Source organism: Tabrizicola sp. (genome assembly GCF_036781545.1).
Lineage (GTDB): Bacteria > Pseudomonadota > Alphaproteobacteria > Rhodobacterales > Rhodobacteraceae > Tabrizicola.
The window spans coordinates 8367-24810 of sequence record NZ_DAIQAT010000037.1; the positions used below are offsets into that span (position 1 = coordinate 8367).

The window sequence follows — 16444 nt, forward strand, 5'->3', positions numbered from 1 at the left end:
TCTTCTGCCCGAAGCGGGCGGCGGGCAGGATATAGGGCGAGCGGCTCATGCATTCGGCCCCACCCGCCAGCGCCATCTCGGCATCGCCTAGCATCAGCGCCTGAACGGCAGAGACCACCGCCTGCGCGCCCGAGCCGCAGAGGCGGTTGACGTTCATCGCAGGGGTCGTCTCGGGGATGCTCGCATTCATCGCCATGACGCGGGAAAGATACATGTCGCGGGGTTCGGTGTTGATGACATGGCCCATGACCACCTGGCCGATCTGGCCGCCCTCCACCCCGGCGCGGTCCAGCGCCGCTTTCGCGGCATGGGTCGCGATGTCGACGGGCGGCAGGGCGGCCAGCGCGCCGCCGAAGCCACCGATGGCGGTGCGGGCGGCAGAGAGGATGTGAATCATGGGGGCCTCCGGGGTTTCGCTGGCACTCTGCACCATCCGGCGGCGATTGCAGAGGGGACGTCACGTCACGGGCGGCATTGACAGCGGCTGACAGCCGCGAGAGACCGTGCGGGTCAGCGGGAGCATATCGTGAAAGACCTGATCCGGGCCCATGCCGGGCTTTTGTTCGCCGGGGTGGCGACCTTTGTCATGATGGGCGCGGGGCAGTCGCTGTATGGTCCGGCGCTTCCCGCCTTCTCGCGCATCTTCGGTGTCAGCGAGGCGCAGGCGGGGATGCTCGTCTCGGCGCATTGGGTGGGCTGCTTCCTCGGGGTGGCGATCATGTATCTGCGCGGGGCGGGGATCACGCCGCGGCATGCGCTGGCGGCGATGACGCTGGGGGCGGCTGCCGTTGCGGCGCTGGCCGGATGGTGGATGACCATCGCGGGCGCGGTGATCTTCGGCATGGGCTATGGCCTCTCGACCGCCGTCTTCAATCCGCGGGTGCTGCGCGCCTTCGGGCGGCACGGGCCGTCGATGCTGAGCCTGCTGAACGCGACCTTCGGCGTCGGCGCCATTGCCGCGCCGCTGATCTTCGTGGCACTCGGCAGCGACCCGCGCTGGTCCTTCGGGCTGACGGCGGCCTTCGCGGCGGCGATCTGGGCCTTTGCCGGGCCTGCGGGCCGCGAGGCCGCCGCGGCAACAGTCGCCGCCACGGCCTTTCGCCCGCATTGGGGGATCATGGGTTTCGGGGCCGTGGCGATCGGGCTGGAGGCCAGCCTGATCGGCCTTGGCCCCACCGCCCTGATCCGGGCTGGGGTGGCCGAGGCGACAGCGGCGAAACTGCTGAGCGGCTTCTTCGTGGTGTTCCTGGCGGCGCGGGTGGTGCTGATCTTCGTGGCGCACCGGATCGCGCCCTTTCTGCTTTACACGCTGGCGGTGGGCGCGGCGGCGATCTGCGCGCTGGGGGCGGTCTTCCTGTCGCCGTCGCTGTTCTTCGTGGCGATGGGAGCCTCGGCGGGGCTGTTTTTCCCCGGCTTCTATGTGACCGCCTCGGCCAAGATGGGCGAGGACCTGAGGGTGCCGCCGTCGATCATCGCCTCGGGCCTGGTGGGCGGGATCGGCGCGCCGCTGGTGCTGGCGCCGCTGATGGCGGTCACGGGCGAGCGGGGCTTCTTCTGGGTCGTCGCCGGGGTCACGCTGGCGCTGACCGTGGCGGCGGTGCTGAGCCTGCGGCGGATGAAAGTCTAGGAATCTTCCAGAAAATTCCTGGACTTGCTCAGCGCCCGGCCTGCCACTGCGCCACGCTGTCCAGCGGCCAGAGCAGCATGAGGATGTTCAGCGCAAGGCCATCGCGGATGACCCACATCGTCACGCCCTCGAAAAGGACGATCAGCGCGACCGTGGCCCAGACCGGTAGCTTCGAGGCCAGCCAGAAGCCCAGCACCATCGCCAGCACGTCGCAGACCGTGTTCAGGACGGAATCGCCGTAGTAGTCCAGCGAGATGGTGACGCTGCGGTAGCGTTCGATCACCGCGTCGGAATTCTCGACGATCTCCCAGGCGCATTCGACCAGCGTCGCGATGGCCAGCCGCCAGCCGAAGGACAGCCGCCGCGCGACCAGCCAGAGCGCACCGAAGAACAGGAAGCCGTGGATGATGTGGCTGGGGGTGTACCAGTCCGAGATGTGCTGCGAGTTCTCCGAACTGACCACCTGCCCGTGCCAGAGCTTGACATAGCCGCATTTGCACCAGGGCTCGCGCCCGATCCAGAGCAGCCAGGCGGCGGTCAGGACGATGATCCCGAGGGTGATCAGGATCGGGACAAGGCGGTTCGGGGCGCTGCGATATGTCATGCGGCGGAAGGAATCACGCTACGGACAGTCCGTCCAGTGCGATCCTGCGGTTCGGTGAAAGATTGTGGCCCGCCGGTCAGGTCTGGAACAGCATCGGCGTGGGGCCGGGGAGCTTTCTGCGGCCTTGCGGCGTCAGAAGCGCGGCCTCGCGCCCCTCGATCACCACGGCGGACAGCGGGCCGCCATAGGCCGCGCCGGAGTCGAGGTTGATGCGGTTGCCGTAATGGGTGGCGTGGTCGATGGCGGTGTGGCCGTGGACGACGAGCGGGCCGAAGCTCTCGACCTCGTTCAGGAAGGCATCGCGGATCCAGATCAGGTCGGTCTCGGTCTGCTGGTCCAGCGCCACGCCGGGACGGATGCCAGCATGGACGAAGACGCAATCCCCCGCCTGGTGCATCGCGGGCAGCGCGTTCAGATAGTCGCGATGCGCCTGCGGCACGGCGGCGACGGACTCGGTATGAACCTTGGGGATCGGACGGTCGGCCGCCTTGGGCACCCCGTAGGAGGCAAGCGTGGTCGCGCCGCCCAGCCTCGGGTGAAGCCAGGAATATTCCGACCGCAGGCCGGGCTCCTGTTCGCCCGGATCGGTCAGGAAGCGGGAGAACATCCGGTCGTGGTTGCCCTTCAGGACCACCCAGTCCTCGCCCCGCGCCTGACCCTGCATCAGATGGTCGATCACGCCCCGGCTGTCCGGGCCACGGTCGACGAGGTCGCCGATATGGACGGTCTGCCCCTTGCCGTGGCGGGCCATGTCTGCGGCGATCAGGTCATGGGCGGCCTGCAGAAGCCCGAGATGCCCGTGGATGTCGCCGATGGCGTAGATGTGCATGGGTCACGTCCTGCTGGAAATCGCCGGGGTTTCACACCCCTTGGCCCGCCGGTTCCTGGAACCGAGGGCGGAACCGTCGGGGTGTCCGTGGGATATTGGGGCCGGTCCGAAAGGGCAAGGGCAGTCAGGCCTCGGGGTCCGGCAGCATCCGGTAGCTGTCGAAAGAGATGTCGCCGGACCAGCGCCAGATGGCGAGGAAGCCCTCGGGACCGGCGCGCATGGCGTGGGGCAGGTTCGGCGGATGATGGACGGCCTCGCCGGGGGACAGGAGGAAGCGGCGGTCGCCCGCCTGCCACCGGGCGCTGCCGGAAAGAAGCGTATAGGTCTCGGCGGCCTCATGCGCGTGGAGCGGGTAGTAGCTGCCGGGTGCCTGGTAGAAGAGACCGAAGAGAAGGTCGTCGGACGGGATCGGCGCGTCGGGGCCGAGGAGGGTCACGATGGACTTGATGGCACGAAGCGCGGTCGGTTGCAGCGAAGCGGCGGGGCTGTCCCGCCACGGCAGGCGGGCGTGGGCCCGATGGACAAGGCGTGCCGCCGGGTGGGCATCCGGCAGACTGGCCGTGTGCAGGATGCCGGCAGAAAGCGCGGAGGATGGTTGGGTTGGAAAACCGGTATCGACCGCAGCGCGAAGGGCGGCAGCGGTCGCCTGCGCCTCGGGGCGCGGCTCGGTCGCCGTGAGATCGGCGAGCGCATTCAAAAGGGGCGAGAGAGGGATCACGGGGCCTCGGCCAGGCGGGATGCCCGGCCGGGGCAGGTTGGTTCAGGCCACCTCGAACTGCAAGGCCTTGACCTGCTGGAACATGCCGGTGCCTTCCAGCGTGTCGATCACCTTCGGGTCGATCGGCTGGTCGAGATAGAGGATCGCGATCGCCTCGCGTCCCACGCCGGACCGGCCGAGGGTGAAGTTGGCGATGTTGACGTTGTTCTTGCCCATGGTCATGCCGAGAAGCCCGATGATCCCCGGCACGTCCTCGTTGGTGGTATAGAGCATGTGCTGGCCGATCTCGGCGTCGATGTTGATGCCCTTGATCTGGATGAAGCGCGGCTTGCCATCGCTGAAGCAGGTCCCGGCGACGGACCGCTCGCGCTTGTCCGTCACCATCGTGACCTTGATATAGGCGTCGAACACCCCGGTCTTCTCCTGCCGGGTGGTGGAGATCTGGATGCCCTTCTCCTTCGCCACCACCGGGGCGGAGACGAGGTTCACATCCGGGTTCTGCGCTTTCAGCACCCCCGCGATGACCGCCTGGTTCAGCGCGGCAAGGTTCATCGCGGCGACCGTGCCGTCGTAGAGGATGTTGATCGCCTTGATCGGCTCGTCCGTCATCTGGCCGATGAAGCTGCCCAGATGGGACGCAAGCTTGATCCACGGTCCCATCACCGAGGCCTCTTCCGCCGTGACGTTGGGCATGTTCAGCGCGTTCTGCACCGCGCCGGTCAAGAGGTAGTCCGACATCTGCTCGGCCACCTGCAGGGCGACATTCTCCTGCGCCTCGGTGGTGGAGGCGCCGAGATGCGGGGTGCAGACCACGTTCGGGTGGTTGAAGAGCGGATTGTCGGTCGCGGGCTCCACCTCGAACACATCGAGCGCAGCCCCCGCGACATGACCGGCGTTGAGGGCGTCAAGCAGCGCCGTCTCGTCCACCAGCCCGCCCCGGGCACAGTTGATGATGCGGACGCCCTTGCGGGTCTTGGCCAGGTTCTCGCGGCTCAGGATGTTGCGGGTCTTGTCGGTGAGCGGGACATGGAGCGTGATGAAATCCGCCCGCGCCAGCAGCTCGTCCAGCTCCACCTTGGTCACGCCCATCGCCTTGGCACGTTCTTCCGACAGGAAGGGGTCATAGGCCACCACCTTCATGTGCAGCCCCACCGCCCGGTCGCAGACGATGCCGCCGATGTTGCCCGCGCCGATCACGCCGAGCGTCTTGTTGAAAAGCTCCACCCCCATGAATCTGGACTTTTCCCACTTTCCGGCATGGGTGGAGGCATTTGCCTCGGGGATTTGCCGGGCAACAGCGAACATCATCGCGATGGCGTGCTCCGCCGTGGTGATCGAGTTGCCGAAGGGCGTGTTCATCACGATCACCCCCTTCTTCGAGGCGGCCGGGATGTCGACATTGTCCACCCCGATCCCGGCGCGGCCGACAACCTTCAGGTTGGTCGCCTGTTGCAGGAGCTTCTCGGTGACCTTGGTGGCGGAGCGGATGGCGAGGCCGTCATACTGGCCGATGGCGGCGGCAAGCGCCTCCTTGTCCTTGCCGAGCTTCGGCAGGTAGTCGACCTCCAGCCCCCGGTCGCGGAAGATCTGGACGGCGGTTTCGGAGAGGTCGTCGGAAACGAGGACTTTGGGCATGATGGGGTCCTTTGGGGTGCGGGTGGTGCGTGAAATCACGCACCCTACGAATTGCGGGAATGGGTAGGGTGCGTGCTTGCACGCACCGTCGGTCTCACGCGGCGTGCGCCAGCGCGGCGATCTCGGCGTGGAAAGCCCAGTCGATCCAGGGCATCAGCGCCTGCACATCGGCGGTTTCCACCGTTGATCCGCACCAGATGCGCAATCCGGGCGGCGCATCGCGGTAGGCGCCAAGGTCGAAGCCCGCGCCCGCCTTCTCGATCCGTTTCGCGACCGCCTTGGCGAAGGCCTCGCCATCGGTGATCCGGGGATCGGTGAACTTCAGGCAGACGCTGGTGGTGGAGGCCGTCGCCGGGTCCTCGGCGAGATTGGCGATCCAGGGATGCGCGGCGCAGAAATCATGCACGACCTGCGCATTCGCCGTCGCCCGGGCGATCAGGCCCTTGAGGCCGCCCACCGACTTCGCCCAGTGCAGCGCGACGAGGTAATCCTCGTTCGCCAGCATCGACGGCGTGTTGATCGTCTCGCCTGCGAAAATGCCTTCGATCAGCTTGCCCTTGGCGGTCAGCCGGAAGATCTTCGGCAGCGGCCAGGCGGGGGTGTAGCTTTCCAGCCGCTCCACCGCGCGGGGGCTGAGGACCAGCATCCCATGCGCACCCTCGCCGCCCAGCACCTTCTGCCAGCTGAACGTGGTCACATCCAGCTTGTCCCAGGGCAGGTCCATCGCGAAGGCCGCGCTGGTCGCGTCGCAGATGGTCAGGCCCTGGCGGCTGGCGGGGATCGCGTCGCCGTTCGGCAGGCGCACACCGCTGGTGGTGCCGTTCCAGGTGAAGACCACGTCCTTGTCGAAATCGACCTGCGCAAAATCCACGATCTGCCCGTAGGGCGCCTTGCGCACCGTGGCGTCCAGTTTCAACTGCTTGACCACATCCGTGACCCAGCCCTCGCCGAAGCTTTCCCAGGCCAACATCTCTACCGGGCGCGCACCCAGAAGCGACCACAGCGCCATCTCCACCGCGCCGGTGTCAGAGGCGGGGACGATGCCGACCCGGTAGTCGGCGGGCACGCCGAGGATTTCGCGGGTCAGGTCGATGGCTTCCTTGAGTTTCGCCTTGCCGATGGCGGCACGGTGGCTGCGGCCAAGGGGCGTGTCGGCCAAGAGGTCCAGGGAATATCCGGGGATCTTGGCGCAGGGGCCGGAGGAAAAGCGCGGAATGGCCGGGCGCTTGGCCGGCGGGGTCAGGTCAGTCATGGTAGCCTTCCAGCTAAAAGCCCTTCGGTGGGGAAGGGTGTCCCGCCGCCTTGGCTAATGACCTGCCCGCTCTGGCGCAAGCGGAAAAATCGCGCTAATCCGCCGCTTGGTCGCGAAAAAGCGACGCCCGTGTTCACTATCGGAAACCTGCCCATGCATGTCGTGACCCTGCTGACCAACCCCGAAACGCCAGTGCTGGAGCGGGTGACGGTCGAGTCCCTGCGCGACGCCTGGGGCGGCGGGGCAGCGCGCTGGCTCGACCCCGGCGTGGCGGCGGAGTTCGAGGTGGCTACGGTGCCCGAGAACCGCTGGCAGGTCTGGGAGGGCCTGCAATCGCTGCGCGTCGACCTGGTGGTGCAGAAGGCCGAGGGGCGCAGGAAGCGGCTGCTGATCGCGGACATGGATTCGACGATGATCCAGCAGGAATGCATCGACGAACTGGCTGATGAGGCCGGGGTAGGCGCGCATGTGGCGGGGATCACGGGACGGGCGATGAACGGCGAATTGGACTTCGTGGCGGCCCTGCGTGAGCGGGTTGGGCTCTTGAAGGGCCTGCCGGAGGGCGTGATCGCCCGGGTCCTGCGCGACCGGATCACGCTGATGCCGGGCGGCAAGCAGTTGCTGGCGACGATGAAGGCGCAGGGGGCCTATACGGCGCTGGTCTCGGGCGGGTTCACCGCCTTCACCGCGGCCGTGGCGGCGCAGCTGGGGTTTGATGAGAACCGCGCCAATACGCTGCATGTCGCCGATGGCCTGCTGACAGGGACGGTGGCCGAACCGATTCTTGGCAAGGAGGCCAAGCTTCTGGCGCTGCAGGAGATCACGGCCCGGCTCGGGATCACCCCCGCCCAGGCCCTTGCGGTGGGCGACGGCGCGAACGATCTGCCGATGCTTCTGGCCGCGGGGACCGGTGTCGCGCTCCACGCCAAGCCGCGGGTGCAGGCGGAGTGCGAGGTCCGGGTCAACCACGGCGACCTGACCGCGCTCCTCTACCTGCAGGGCTATTCCCGCGAGGAGTTCGCCGCATGAAATTCCGCTCCGCCCGCCCCGAGGATGCCGCCGCGATGGCAAGGGTGCTGAATGCCGTCATCGCCCTTGGCGGCACCACGGCGCATGAGCATCCGAAGACCGAGGCGCAGGTGCGGGAAGACTATGTCGACGGGGCGGATGTCCTGTCCTCGGTGGTGGCCGACGTCGACGGCGAAGTGACCGGCTGGCAATCGGTGGGTCGCTGGCAGGGCGAGGCGCATATCGGCACCTTCGTCCAGCCGGGCCTGCAGGCGCAGGGGATCGGCGCGGGACTGTTCGCCGCGACCCGTGCGGCACTGGCGGGATCGGGCTTCGACTATCTCATCGCCTCGATCCGCGCCGACAACCGGCCGGGGCTGGCCTACTATGCCCGGATCGGCTTCCGTGACATCGCTCAGGATCCTGACTTTGCCCTCTCCGACGGGCGAATGGTTGGCCGCGTTCACCGCCGCTTCGACCTGTAGCCGGCGGGGCTTGCCCCTTCCCGACGAACCGGCGACAAGCCGGGCATGTTCGAGATCGCCACCCATCTTGCCCTGCTTCTGGTCCTGGCCGCCTTCTGCGCCGGGTTCATCGACAGTATCGCGGGCGGGGGCGGGCTGGTCACGGTTCCGGCGCTGCTTCTGGCCGGGGCCTCGCCGGTCGAGGCGCTGGCGACGAACAAGCTGCAGGGGACCTTCGGCTCGGGGACGGCGATGCTGGCCTATTCCCGCGCGGGCCATGTGCGCCTGCGGGACCAGCTGGGAATGGCGGCGGTCAGCGCCGCGGCGGGGGCAGGGGGCGCGCTGGTCGCGCATCTCATCCCGGCCGAGGTCTTGCGGATCATCATGCCGGTGGTGCTGATCGGCGTCGCCGCCTTCTTCGCGCTGAAGCCGGGCCTCACGGACGACGCCCGCGCCGCGCGGATCCCCCTGCCGGTCTTCGGCGCGACTGTCGTGCCGCTGGTCGCGGCCTATGACGGCTTCTTCGGCCCGGGGACCGGATCGTTCTTCATGATGGGCTTCGTGCTCCTCGCGGGCTACGGCGTCCTGAAGGCGACCGCGCATACCAAGATGCTGAACTTCGCCTCGAACACCGGGTCGCTGCTGGTCTTCGTCTTCTCCGGCGCGACCTGGTGGGGTGTCGGCCTGGCGATGGCGGTGGGTCAGATCGCCGGGGCCGCGCTGGGGGCCCGGGTGGCGATGCGGGTGGGCGCACGGCTGATCAAGCCGCTTCTGGTCTTCGTCTCGACCGCGATGGCCCTGCGGCTTCTGTGGCAGGCGCTGGGCTAAAGCCCCCAGCCCGCCCCCTGCATCTCGCGCAACCGGCTGGCGGTGCGCTCGAACTCGAAGGCGCCCTCGCCCTCGATATACAGCCGTTCCGGCGTCTCGGCGGCAGAGGCGATGAGGCGGACCTTCGCCTCGTACAAGGCGTCGATCAGGGTCACGAAGCGCTTCGCCTCGTTGTAGTTGGCCGAGGAGAGCTGCGGGATGTCCTCCAGGATCAGCACCCGCACCGCCCGGGCGATGGCGAGGTAGTCGGCCGGGCCGAGGGGTTTCGAGCAGAGGTCCCAGAAGCTGGCCCGCCCCACCCCGTTCGCGAAGCGGGGAAGGGAGACCTGCCGTCCGTTCACCTCCAGCACCAGCGGCTGCTCCGGCGCGCCGCCGGTCAGGTCGGTCCAGATCGCGGCGATCTGGGAGGTGGCCGTTCGGGCGGGGTGGAAGTAGACCTGCGCGCCAGCCAGGCGGTGCTGGCGGTAGTCGGTCGGGCTTTCCAGTTCCACCACGTCCAGCCGGTCCTCCAGCATGTTGATGAAGGGCAGGAAGATCCCGCGGTTGAGACCGTCCTTGTAAAGATCGCCCGGGGGCCGGTTCGAGGTGGTGACGATCACAATCCCGGCGGCGAACAGCTTCTCGAAAAGCCGCCCCACCAGCATCGCATCGGTGATGTCGGTGATCTGCATCTCGTCGAAGGCGAGGAGCCGGAGGTCACGGATGATCTCGTCGGCGACGGGGACCAGCGGGTCTTCCACCCCGCGCTGCCGGGCGGCGTGCATCCCCTTGTGGACGCCCTGCATGAAGGCATGGAAATGGACGCGGCGTTTCTGGGTGATCTGGGTGGCGTCGGTGAAGAGGTCCATCAGCATCGATTTGCCCCGCCCGACGCCGCCCCAGAGGTAGAGACCCTTCGGCGGCTGGATCGGTTTGGCGAAGAGGCCGGCGAAGAGGCCGACCTTGCGGGTCGCGTTCGCCTCCAGCCAGGACCGGAGCTCGTCCAGCCGGGGGAGGAGGGCGTGCTGGGCCGGGTCGGCCCTGAGGGAGCCGTCGGCGACGCGGGCCTCGTAGATCTCGGTCAGGGTCTGGCGCATGGGGAAGGAGTAGCGGGCCGGGGGTGGGGGCCGCAAGGGCCTCTGGCCCTGCCCGCGCGCGGGCAAGGGTGCGAGGCGTGGGATTTCAAGGGGTTGGCTGTGGGCGTTAGGGGGGTGTTAACCGGGGTGGGGATGAGCCCGCAGTCAATCCAAATTGTTCCGGAGGCAATGCACCCTGTCCCCGGTCAATCCTCAAGCAAGTTGAGCATATTCGGTATCGCCGGGTGCAAGGTGTTGGAGAAACAGGAAAGATGAGCAAAGAAGGTTTGAACTTCAACGCGCTCAGGGTTCGGATATGCATCAAGCACAACCGCTTTTCTGTGGCTAAGGGTTTGATTGCAGAAGCAGCAGTGGACGTCGTGAAGGTTCATGTCCGCTCCAATTAGCCTAGGTTGTAGGCCGCATTTCCGTGATCTCCAACTGGAGCTGATACTCTTCTACTTTCGCCCGGAATCAAGGCGCTCATGCGCCGCCGGGCAGCGCCCGGCCGCCCCCTCGGGCGGGCGCTTTGCCAGGGTGCCAGCAGAACTTCGGGGGAAGTGCCTGGAGCCATAAAGCGCTTCAGTCGGGCGTCGTTCGCCCACCCGGCGGTCGGGCGCTGCCCTGTGGGGTGCCGGGAGTGGTGCGCCATGGCGCACCCTACGATTTGGAGCAGGCGGAAGAGCCGGGCTGAAGCCCGACCTACGGGTTCGCCGCAGGTTCTGCGGGGGCTTCGCCCTCGGCTGGCGCGGCGGGGGCCTCCTCTTCGGCCGCCCCCTCCGGCGGGGCCGTCAATATCCCGTTCCGCCAGATTCCCTCGGCCACCTCGCCGCCCTTCTTGTAGGTGAGCTTGCCCTGGCCCTCGCGCTTGCCCGCCTTGAAGAGGCCCTCGTAGACGTCGCCCTGGGGGTAGGTGGCCGTGCCCTGCCCTTCGATCTCGCCTGCCACCCATTGGCCCACATATTTGAACCCGTCGGTGGTGGAGAACTCGCCCTGGCCGTCGCGGAGGCCCGCCTTGAACTCGCCCTTGTAGAGGCTGCCGTCGGGATAGACCGCGGCGCCCACGCCCTGACGCTCGCCGCCGACCCAGTCGCCTTCGTAGCGGTAGCCGTCGGCATAGGTCATCACGCCCTTGCCCTCGGGCTTGGCGTTCTTGAACGCGCCTTCGTAGACGCGACCATCCTTGTAGGTGGCGCGGCCCTGGCCGTCGATCACGCCGGCCGTCCAGTTGCCCTGGTAGGTGGAGCCGTCGGGATAGGTGATCGCGCCCTGGCCGTTCGGCTGGTCGGCCTTCATCGCGCCGATGTAGACCGAGCCGTCGGGATAGGTGATGGACCCCGTGCCCTCCATCTTGCCCGCGACCCAGCTGCCTTCGTATTTGAACCCGTCGGCGGTGGTGAAGCTGCCCTGGCCCTGGCGGTGGTCCTTGACCCAGGTGCCGAAGTAGATGTCGCCGTTCTTGTGGGTCAGCTTGCCCTGGCCCTCGCGCAGGCCGTCCTTGAAGCTGCCTTCGTAGAGGTCGCCGTTCGGCTGGGTCAGGATGCCGTTGCCGTTGATCTGCCCCTCGGCCCAGTCGCCCTGGTAGGCGAGGCCGTCCGGCATGGTGAGCTTGCCCCTGCCCGAGCGTTGCCCCTTGACCAGCGTGCCTTGATAGACGGTGCCGTCGGGATAGGTGATCTTGCCCTGGCCTTCCTTGACGCCCAGCACCCAGTCGCCCTCGTAGGTATAGCCCGAGGGGTTGGTCAGCTTGCCCTTGCCGTTGTGGGTGCCCTTGACGAAGCTGCCTTCGTAGACCGAGCCGTTGGCATAGGTGGCCTTGCCCTCGCCGGTCATCTGGCCCTGGACCCAGTCGCCTTCATAGGTGCGGCCATCGGGGGCGGTGATCTTGCCGATGCCGTCGGGCTGGCCTTTCTCGAAAGTGCCTTCATAGACCGAGCCATTGGGGTAGCGGGCGGTGCCCTGGCCGGTAATCTCGCCATCGACCCAGTCGCCGGTGTATTCGAAGCCCGAGGGAAGGCGGTAGGTGCCGGTCCCGTGCTGGCGGCCGTTCAGGAAGGTGCCTTCGTAGACCGAACCATCGTCATATTGCTTGGTGATGACCTCGCCGTCCTGGGCCCGGGCTGGAAGGGCTGACGGGAGGGCAAGGGCGGCAAGGAAGAGGGCGGTCGGAAGGCGCATGGGCGAATCCCCGGGGTGGCGTCGCGGGCAGGGTAAGGGGCGGGTTCCAAGGTGACAAGGTTCTGACACTCACAGGGGCGTAAGCGGGTCTGAACCACTTTCCCTTGGGGCCAAGTCTGGTAGAAGGAGAGGATGTAGTGGGGACCCTGCCATGACCGACATGTTCAAACTGATGCTGGCGCAGCTGAATCCGGTGGTGGGGGACATCGCGGGGAACATCGCGCGGGCGCGGGCGGCCTGGGAAACGGCGCGCGCGGCGGGGGCGGATATGGTCGCGCTGACCGAGATGTTCGTGACCGGCTACCAGACGCAGGACCTGATCCTGAAGCCGGCCTTCGTCAGCGCGGCGATTGCCGCGGTGGAGGCCTTGGCCGCGGGTTGTGTCGACGGCCCGGCGCTGGGGATCGGCGGGCCGGTCATGCAGGGGGGCAGGCTTTACAACGGCTATTACGTGCTGGAGGGCGGGCGGGTTCATGCGCGGGTGCTGAAGCACCACCTGCCGAACGACGCGGTGTTCGACGAGAAGCGCATCTTCGCCTCGGCCGATGTGCATGGGCCCTATGTGGTGAAGGGCGTGCGGATCGGGACCCCGATCTGCGAGGACGCCTGGCACCCGGACGTGGCCGAGACGCTGGCCGAGACGGGGGCGGAGATCCTGCTGATCCCCAATGGCTCGCCCTATCACCGGGGCAAGCCGAACCTGCGGCTGAACCTGATGGTCAGCCGGGTGGTCGAGACGGGATTGCCGCTGGTCTATCTGAACATGGTGGGCGGGCAGGACGACCAGGTGTTCGACGGGTCGTCGATGGTGCTGAACCCCGGCGGGCGGCTGGCGGCGCAGCTGCCGCAGTTCGACGAATGCGAGGTGATGGTGACCTTCCGCCGGGGGGCGGACGGGTGGATCGCCGACCAGGGGGAGATTGCCGAGATCCCGCCGATCGGCGAGGCGGATTATCGCGCCTGCGTGCTGGCTTTGGGCGACTACATGCGCAAGACCGGCTTCCGCAAGGCGCTGCTGGGGCTGTCGGGCGGGATCGACAGCGCCATCGTCGCGGCGATGGCGGTGGATGCGCTGGGGCCGGAGAATGTGCGCTGCGTGATGCTGCCGAGCGCGTTCACCAGCGCCCATTCGCTGGAGGATGCGACGGCGGCGGCGCAGGCCCTGGGGTGCCGACTGGACACGGTGCCGATCTCGGGCGCGCAGGCGGCGGTGGGCGAGGCGCTGGCGCCGCTCTTTGCCGGGACCGAGCCGGGGATCACCGAGGAGAACATCCAGTCGCGGCTCAGGGGCCTTCTGCTGATGGCCCTGTCGAACAAGTTCGGCGAGATGCTGCTGACCACCGGCAACAAGTCGGAAATGGCGGTGGGCTATTGCACGATCTACGGCGACATGAACGGCGGCTACAACCCGGTCAAGGACATGTACAAGACCCGGATGTTTCTGACCGCGAAATGGCGGAACCAGAACCACCGGCCCTGGATGAAGGGTCCGCCGGGCGAGGTGATCCCGCAGCGGATCATCGAGAAGCCGCCCAGCGCGGAGCTGCGCGCGAACCAGCGCGACGACGACAGCCTGCCGCCCTATGAGGTGCTGGACGCGATCCTGGAATGTCTGGTGGAAAAGGAGATGGCGGTCGCCGAGATCGTCGCTTTGGGCTTTGACCGGGCGGTGGTGAAAAGGGTGGAGCATCTCCTCTATCTGGCGGAATACAAGCGGTTCCAGTCGGCCCCCGGCGTGCGGCTGACGCAGAAGGCCTTCTGGCTGGACCGGCGCTACCCGATCGTGAACCGCTGGCGCGATGACCTCTGAGATCGTCGTCGCCAATTTCTACACGCTCCGCGATCCCGAGGCTTTCGAGCGCGCGGTGAAGCTTCTGGTGGCGCGGATGCGCCTTCAGGCGCACGAGGGGCTGCGGAGCTACCGCTTCTTCGGGTCCGGCCCGAAGGAACGGCGGCTGGTGGCGGTCTACGAGGGGCCGGAGGCCTGGGTCGGCCATCATGAGAAGACCATGGCCTGGCAGGAGATGGTTTCCCTGCGCGCGGCGGCGCGGCTGGCGCGGGTCGACCTTTACGGCACGCTGACCCCGCCGATGCGCGACTGGGTGGACCAGATGGGGCTGGCCGCGAAGCTGCGCCACCAGGGCGAGATGATTGCGGGCTCCAGCGCGGTCGGTCGGAGCCATCGACCGATGCGGCGCTTTGCGCTAGCCTGACCGCAGGAAAACCTTGGGGGAGGGGACGATGATCCGGTGGGCAGGACTTCTGGCGCTGTGCGCCGCTCCGGCGGCGGCCGAGACGTTGCGGGTGATGAGCTTCAACGTCTGGGGCGGCGGCGCGAACGAGGGCAAGGGGATCGAGGAGACGGTCGCGGCGATCAAGGCCGCCGGGGCCGATGTGGTGGGCTTGCAGGAGACACGGCTGGAAAGCGACCCCTGCACGGCGGAGCATTGCCCGGCGGTGGGGGACAGCGTCGCCCCGGCCATCGCGGCGGCGCTGGGCTGGCACGTCCATGACCAGACGGGCGAGAATGCGGCGCTCTGGGCCAATGCGGTGATCTCGCGCTATCCCATCGGGGAAGCCTCGGCCAATGATCTGGGGGTGCCGCTGGATGTGAACGGCCACATGGTCTGGCTGTTCAACATCCATCTGGATGACGAACCCTACCAGCCCTACCAGCTGCTGGGCATCGAATACGGGCCTGCCCCCTTCATCACCACCGAGGCGGAGGCGGTGAAGTACGCGACCGAGACCCGCGGTCCGGGGCTGGACCTGCTGACCGGGGACATGGCGGCGGCGGAGGGCGCGGCGGCGATCTTCGTCACCGGCGATTTCAACGAGCCTTCGGTCCATGACTGGACGCCCGAGGCGGTGGCGGCGGGGCATCATCCGGTGGCGGTGAAGTGGCCGTCCACCGGGCGGCTGGTGGCAGAAGGGTTCGTCGATGCCTATCGGGCGGTCTGGCCCGATCCGGTGGCGAAACCGGCCTATACCTGGACGCCGACCTATGACGAGGCGGCCAAGGACGACCACCCGGACCGGATCGACTTCGTGCTGGTCAGGGGCGAGGACGTCCGCGTGAAGGAGGCCGCCATCGTCGGCGAGGACGGGCCGCGCAGCGACATCGTGGTCACGCCCTGGCCGTCCGACCACCGGGCGGTGGTGGCCGAGGTGGAGTTCTGAGGCGAGGGTGGATGGTGCGTGCAAGCACGCACCCTACGATTTGCCTTGGGCTTGGGATCGCGCCGTAAGATGGGTTTCACCCACCCTACACCGCGCTGACGGTGCATTCGCGCAGAAGGCGCATCACGTCTTCCGGGCGGCAGAGTTGTGTCGCATCGGTGGTGACGGCGGCGGAAGCGGCGGCTGATCCAAGGGCCAAAGCCTCGGCATTGGTCTGGCCCTGTGCTAGGGCCAGCACGAAGGCGGCGACGAAACTGTCACCCGCGCCGACGGTGGATTTCACCCGCACCTTGGCGGCTTTGGCGAAAAGCTTCTGCCCGGCATCGGCCATCACGTTGCCTTCGGCCCCGCGCGCGACGATCACCGTCTTCGCCACGCCCCGGCGGACCAGCGACTGCGCGAACTCGGCCGTGTCGGAAAGGCTGGGGAGCGGCTTGCCCGCCAGCTCCTCACCTTCGGGCCCGTCCATGCGCAGGACCTCGAGGCCGGGGATCGGATGGCGCACCGCCTCGGTCAGGGTGGCGCCGGACGTGTCGAGCACGATGCGGCTTTCCGGCATCGAGGCGGCGAGTTGCGCCGGGAAGTCGACCGGCACGCCGGGGGGCTGGCTGCCGGAGATCACCGAGATGCCGCCGGGCCGGGCGGTGGCGCGCAGGAGGGTGAAGACCCGCGCGCGCTCCGCCTCGCCCCAGACCGGGCCGGGCAGCATGAAGCGGTATTGCTTGCCGGTGGTGGCTTCGTTGACGGTCAAGGACTGGCGCGTCTCGCCGGGGCCGAGGATGGAGAGGAAGGTCACGCCCTCGGCCCGGATCAGACCCGCCAGCCGGTCGCCGGTCAGCCCGCCGATGGCGACCAGCGCCAGGCTGTCGCCCCCCAGCGCCTTGATCGCGCGACTGACGTTGAGGCCGCCGCCGCCCGGGTCAAGCAGCGGCTCGGCGCAGCGCAGCTTGTGGCCGGGGATCAGCTCATGCACCTCGGTCGCCATGTCGAGTGCGGGGTTGAGCGTGAGGGTCAGGATCGGAAGCTGGGACATGCGGCACCTGTGGATGTTACCGCTATCATAGAG

General features: G+C 67.8%; 15 protein-coding genes and 1 pseudogene. 7 read left to right on the plus strand and 9 right to left on the minus strand.

Annotated features, from left to right (window positions below):
- Positions 1 to 397, minus strand: a pseudogene (locus V7Q39_RS08410) (beta-ketoacyl synthase N-terminal-like domain-containing protein); the annotation flags it as partial.
- Positions 398 to 526: 129 nt separating this feature from the next.
- Here V7Q39_RS08410 and V7Q39_RS08415 point away from each other — a divergent pair.
- Positions 527 to 1627, plus strand: coding sequence for an MFS transporter (locus V7Q39_RS08415; protein WP_333816119.1), 1101 nt, complete (start codon positions 527 to 529; stop codon positions 1625 to 1627).
- A gap of 28 nt (positions 1628 to 1655) precedes the next feature.
- On the opposite strand, the gene V7Q39_RS08420 is transcribed toward V7Q39_RS08415, so the two are convergent.
- The 5 genes from V7Q39_RS08420 to V7Q39_RS08440 form a co-directional block, all read right to left on the minus strand.
- On the minus strand, positions 1656 to 2231 hold the full coding sequence (locus tag V7Q39_RS08420) for a DUF2585 domain-containing protein (protein WP_333816120.1): 576 nt from the start codon (positions 2229 to 2231) through the stop codon (positions 1656 to 1658).
- Between the two features lie 76 nt (positions 2232 to 2307).
- A complete protein-coding gene (locus V7Q39_RS08425) occupies positions 2308 to 3060 on the minus strand; it encodes a metallophosphoesterase family protein (RefSeq protein ID WP_333816121.1) in 753 nt (250 codons plus the stop codon).
- Between the two features lie 124 nt (positions 3061 to 3184).
- A complete protein-coding gene (locus V7Q39_RS08430; protein WP_333816122.1) occupies positions 3185 to 3778 on the minus strand; it encodes a dimethylsulfonioproprionate lyase family protein in 594 nt (197 codons plus the stop codon).
- Positions 3779 to 3820: 42 nt separating this feature from the next.
- Entirely contained in the window at positions 3821 to 5416 is a 1596-nt protein-coding gene (serA, locus tag V7Q39_RS08435) for a phosphoglycerate dehydrogenase (RefSeq protein WP_333816131.1), read from the minus strand.
- Between the two features lie 91 nt (positions 5417 to 5507).
- Positions 5508 to 6665 (minus strand): phosphoserine transaminase, encoded by a 1158-nt coding sequence (locus V7Q39_RS08440; RefSeq protein ID WP_333816123.1) that lies wholly within the window; start codon positions 6663 to 6665, stop codon positions 5508 to 5510.
- Positions 6666 to 6818: 153 nt separating this feature from the next.
- On the opposite strand from V7Q39_RS08440, the gene serB reads away from it, so the two are divergent.
- The 3 genes from serB to V7Q39_RS08455 are packed head-to-tail and all read left to right on the plus strand — an operon-like array spanning position 6819 to position 8965.
- Positions 6819 to 7694 carry a phosphoserine phosphatase SerB gene (serB, locus tag V7Q39_RS08445; RefSeq protein ID WP_333816132.1) on the plus strand — a complete coding sequence of 292 codons (876 nt, stop codon included), beginning with the start codon at positions 6819 to 6821 and terminating at the stop codon, positions 7692 to 7694.
- Entirely contained in the window at positions 7691 to 8158 is a 468-nt protein-coding gene (locus tag V7Q39_RS08450) for a GNAT family N-acetyltransferase (protein WP_333816124.1), read from the plus strand. The genes serB and V7Q39_RS08450 overlap by 4 nt, the downstream gene beginning before the upstream one ends.
- Before the next feature lie 45 nt (positions 8159 to 8203).
- Positions 8204 to 8965, plus strand: a complete 762-nt coding sequence (locus tag V7Q39_RS08455; protein ID WP_333816125.1) for a TSUP family transporter — start codon at positions 8204 to 8206, stop codon at positions 8963 to 8965.
- Here V7Q39_RS08455 and zapE read toward each other — a convergent pair.
- A complete protein-coding gene (gene zapE / locus V7Q39_RS08460; protein WP_333816126.1) occupies positions 8962 to 10041 on the minus strand; it encodes a cell division protein ZapE in 1080 nt (359 codons plus the stop codon). The two genes, V7Q39_RS08455 and zapE, sit on opposite strands and share 4 nt — an antisense overlap.
- Before the next feature lie 681 nt (positions 10042 to 10722).
- Positions 10723 to 12198 (minus strand): 2-isopropylmalate synthase, encoded by a 1476-nt coding sequence (locus V7Q39_RS08465; RefSeq protein WP_333816127.1) that lies wholly within the window; start codon positions 12196 to 12198, stop codon positions 10723 to 10725.
- A 151-nt stretch (positions 12199 to 12349) separates the two neighbouring features.
- On the opposite strand from V7Q39_RS08465, the gene V7Q39_RS08470 reads away from it, so the two are divergent.
- The 3 genes from V7Q39_RS08470 to V7Q39_RS08480 are packed head-to-tail and all read left to right on the plus strand — an operon-like array spanning position 12350 to position 15378.
- Positions 12350 to 14008, plus strand: a complete 1659-nt coding sequence (locus tag V7Q39_RS08470; RefSeq protein ID WP_333816128.1) for an NAD+ synthase — start codon at positions 12350 to 12352, stop codon at positions 14006 to 14008.
- Positions 13998 to 14411, plus strand: a complete 414-nt coding sequence (locus tag V7Q39_RS08475; RefSeq protein WP_333816129.1) for a hypothetical protein — start codon at positions 13998 to 14000, stop codon at positions 14409 to 14411. The genes V7Q39_RS08470 and V7Q39_RS08475 overlap by 11 nt, the downstream gene beginning before the upstream one ends.
- Before the next feature lie 28 nt (positions 14412 to 14439).
- A complete protein-coding gene (locus tag V7Q39_RS08480) occupies positions 14440 to 15378 on the plus strand; it encodes an endonuclease/exonuclease/phosphatase family protein (RefSeq protein WP_333816130.1) in 939 nt (312 codons plus the stop codon).
- 85 nt (positions 15379 to 15463) lie between these two features.
- Here V7Q39_RS08480 and V7Q39_RS08485 read toward each other — a convergent pair whose 3' ends face one another.
- A complete protein-coding gene (locus tag V7Q39_RS08485; protein ID WP_333816133.1) occupies positions 15464 to 16411 on the minus strand; it encodes a 1-phosphofructokinase family hexose kinase in 948 nt (315 codons plus the stop codon).
- Positions 16412 to 16444: the final 33 nt, after the last annotated feature.

Excerpts from the sequence above, each read along its gene's own strand:
- V7Q39_RS08475 (WP_333816129.1), top strand. The coding sequence starts at position 13,998 with ATGACCTCTGAGATCGTCGTCGCCAATTTCTACACGCTCCGCGATCCC.
- V7Q39_RS08425 (WP_333816121.1), bottom strand. The coding sequence starts at position 3,060 with ATGCACATCTACGCCATCGGCGACATCCACGGGCATCTCGGGCTTCTG.
- V7Q39_RS08465 (WP_333816127.1), bottom strand. The coding sequence starts at position 12,198 with ATGCGCCTTCCGACCGCCCTCTTCCTTGCCGCCCTTGCCCTCCCGTCA.
- V7Q39_RS08470 (WP_333816128.1), top strand. The coding sequence starts at position 12,350 with ATGACCGACATGTTCAAACTGATGCTGGCGCAGCTGAATCCGGTGGTG.
- V7Q39_RS08440 (WP_333816123.1), bottom strand. The coding sequence starts at position 6,665 with ATGACTGACCTGACCCCGCCGGCCAAGCGCCCGGCCATTCCGCGCTTT.
- V7Q39_RS08420 (WP_333816120.1), bottom strand. The coding sequence starts at position 2,231 with ATGACATATCGCAGCGCCCCGAACCGCCTTGTCCCGATCCTGATCACC.
- zapE (WP_333816126.1), bottom strand. The coding sequence starts at position 10,041 with ATGCGCCAGACCCTGACCGAGATCTACGAGGCCCGCGTCGCCGACGGC.
- V7Q39_RS08480 (WP_333816130.1), top strand. The coding sequence starts at position 14,440 with ATGATCCGGTGGGCAGGACTTCTGGCGCTGTGCGCCGCTCCGGCGGCG.
- V7Q39_RS08455 (WP_333816125.1), top strand. The coding sequence starts at position 8,204 with ATGTTCGAGATCGCCACCCATCTTGCCCTGCTTCTGGTCCTGGCCGCC.
- V7Q39_RS08450 (WP_333816124.1), top strand. The coding sequence starts at position 7,691 with ATGAAATTCCGCTCCGCCCGCCCCGAGGATGCCGCCGCGATGGCAAGG.
- serB (WP_333816132.1), top strand. The coding sequence starts at position 6,819 with ATGCATGTCGTGACCCTGCTGACCAACCCCGAAACGCCAGTGCTGGAG.
- V7Q39_RS08485 (WP_333816133.1), bottom strand. The coding sequence starts at position 16,411 with ATGTCCCAGCTTCCGATCCTGACCCTCACGCTCAACCCCGCACTCGAC.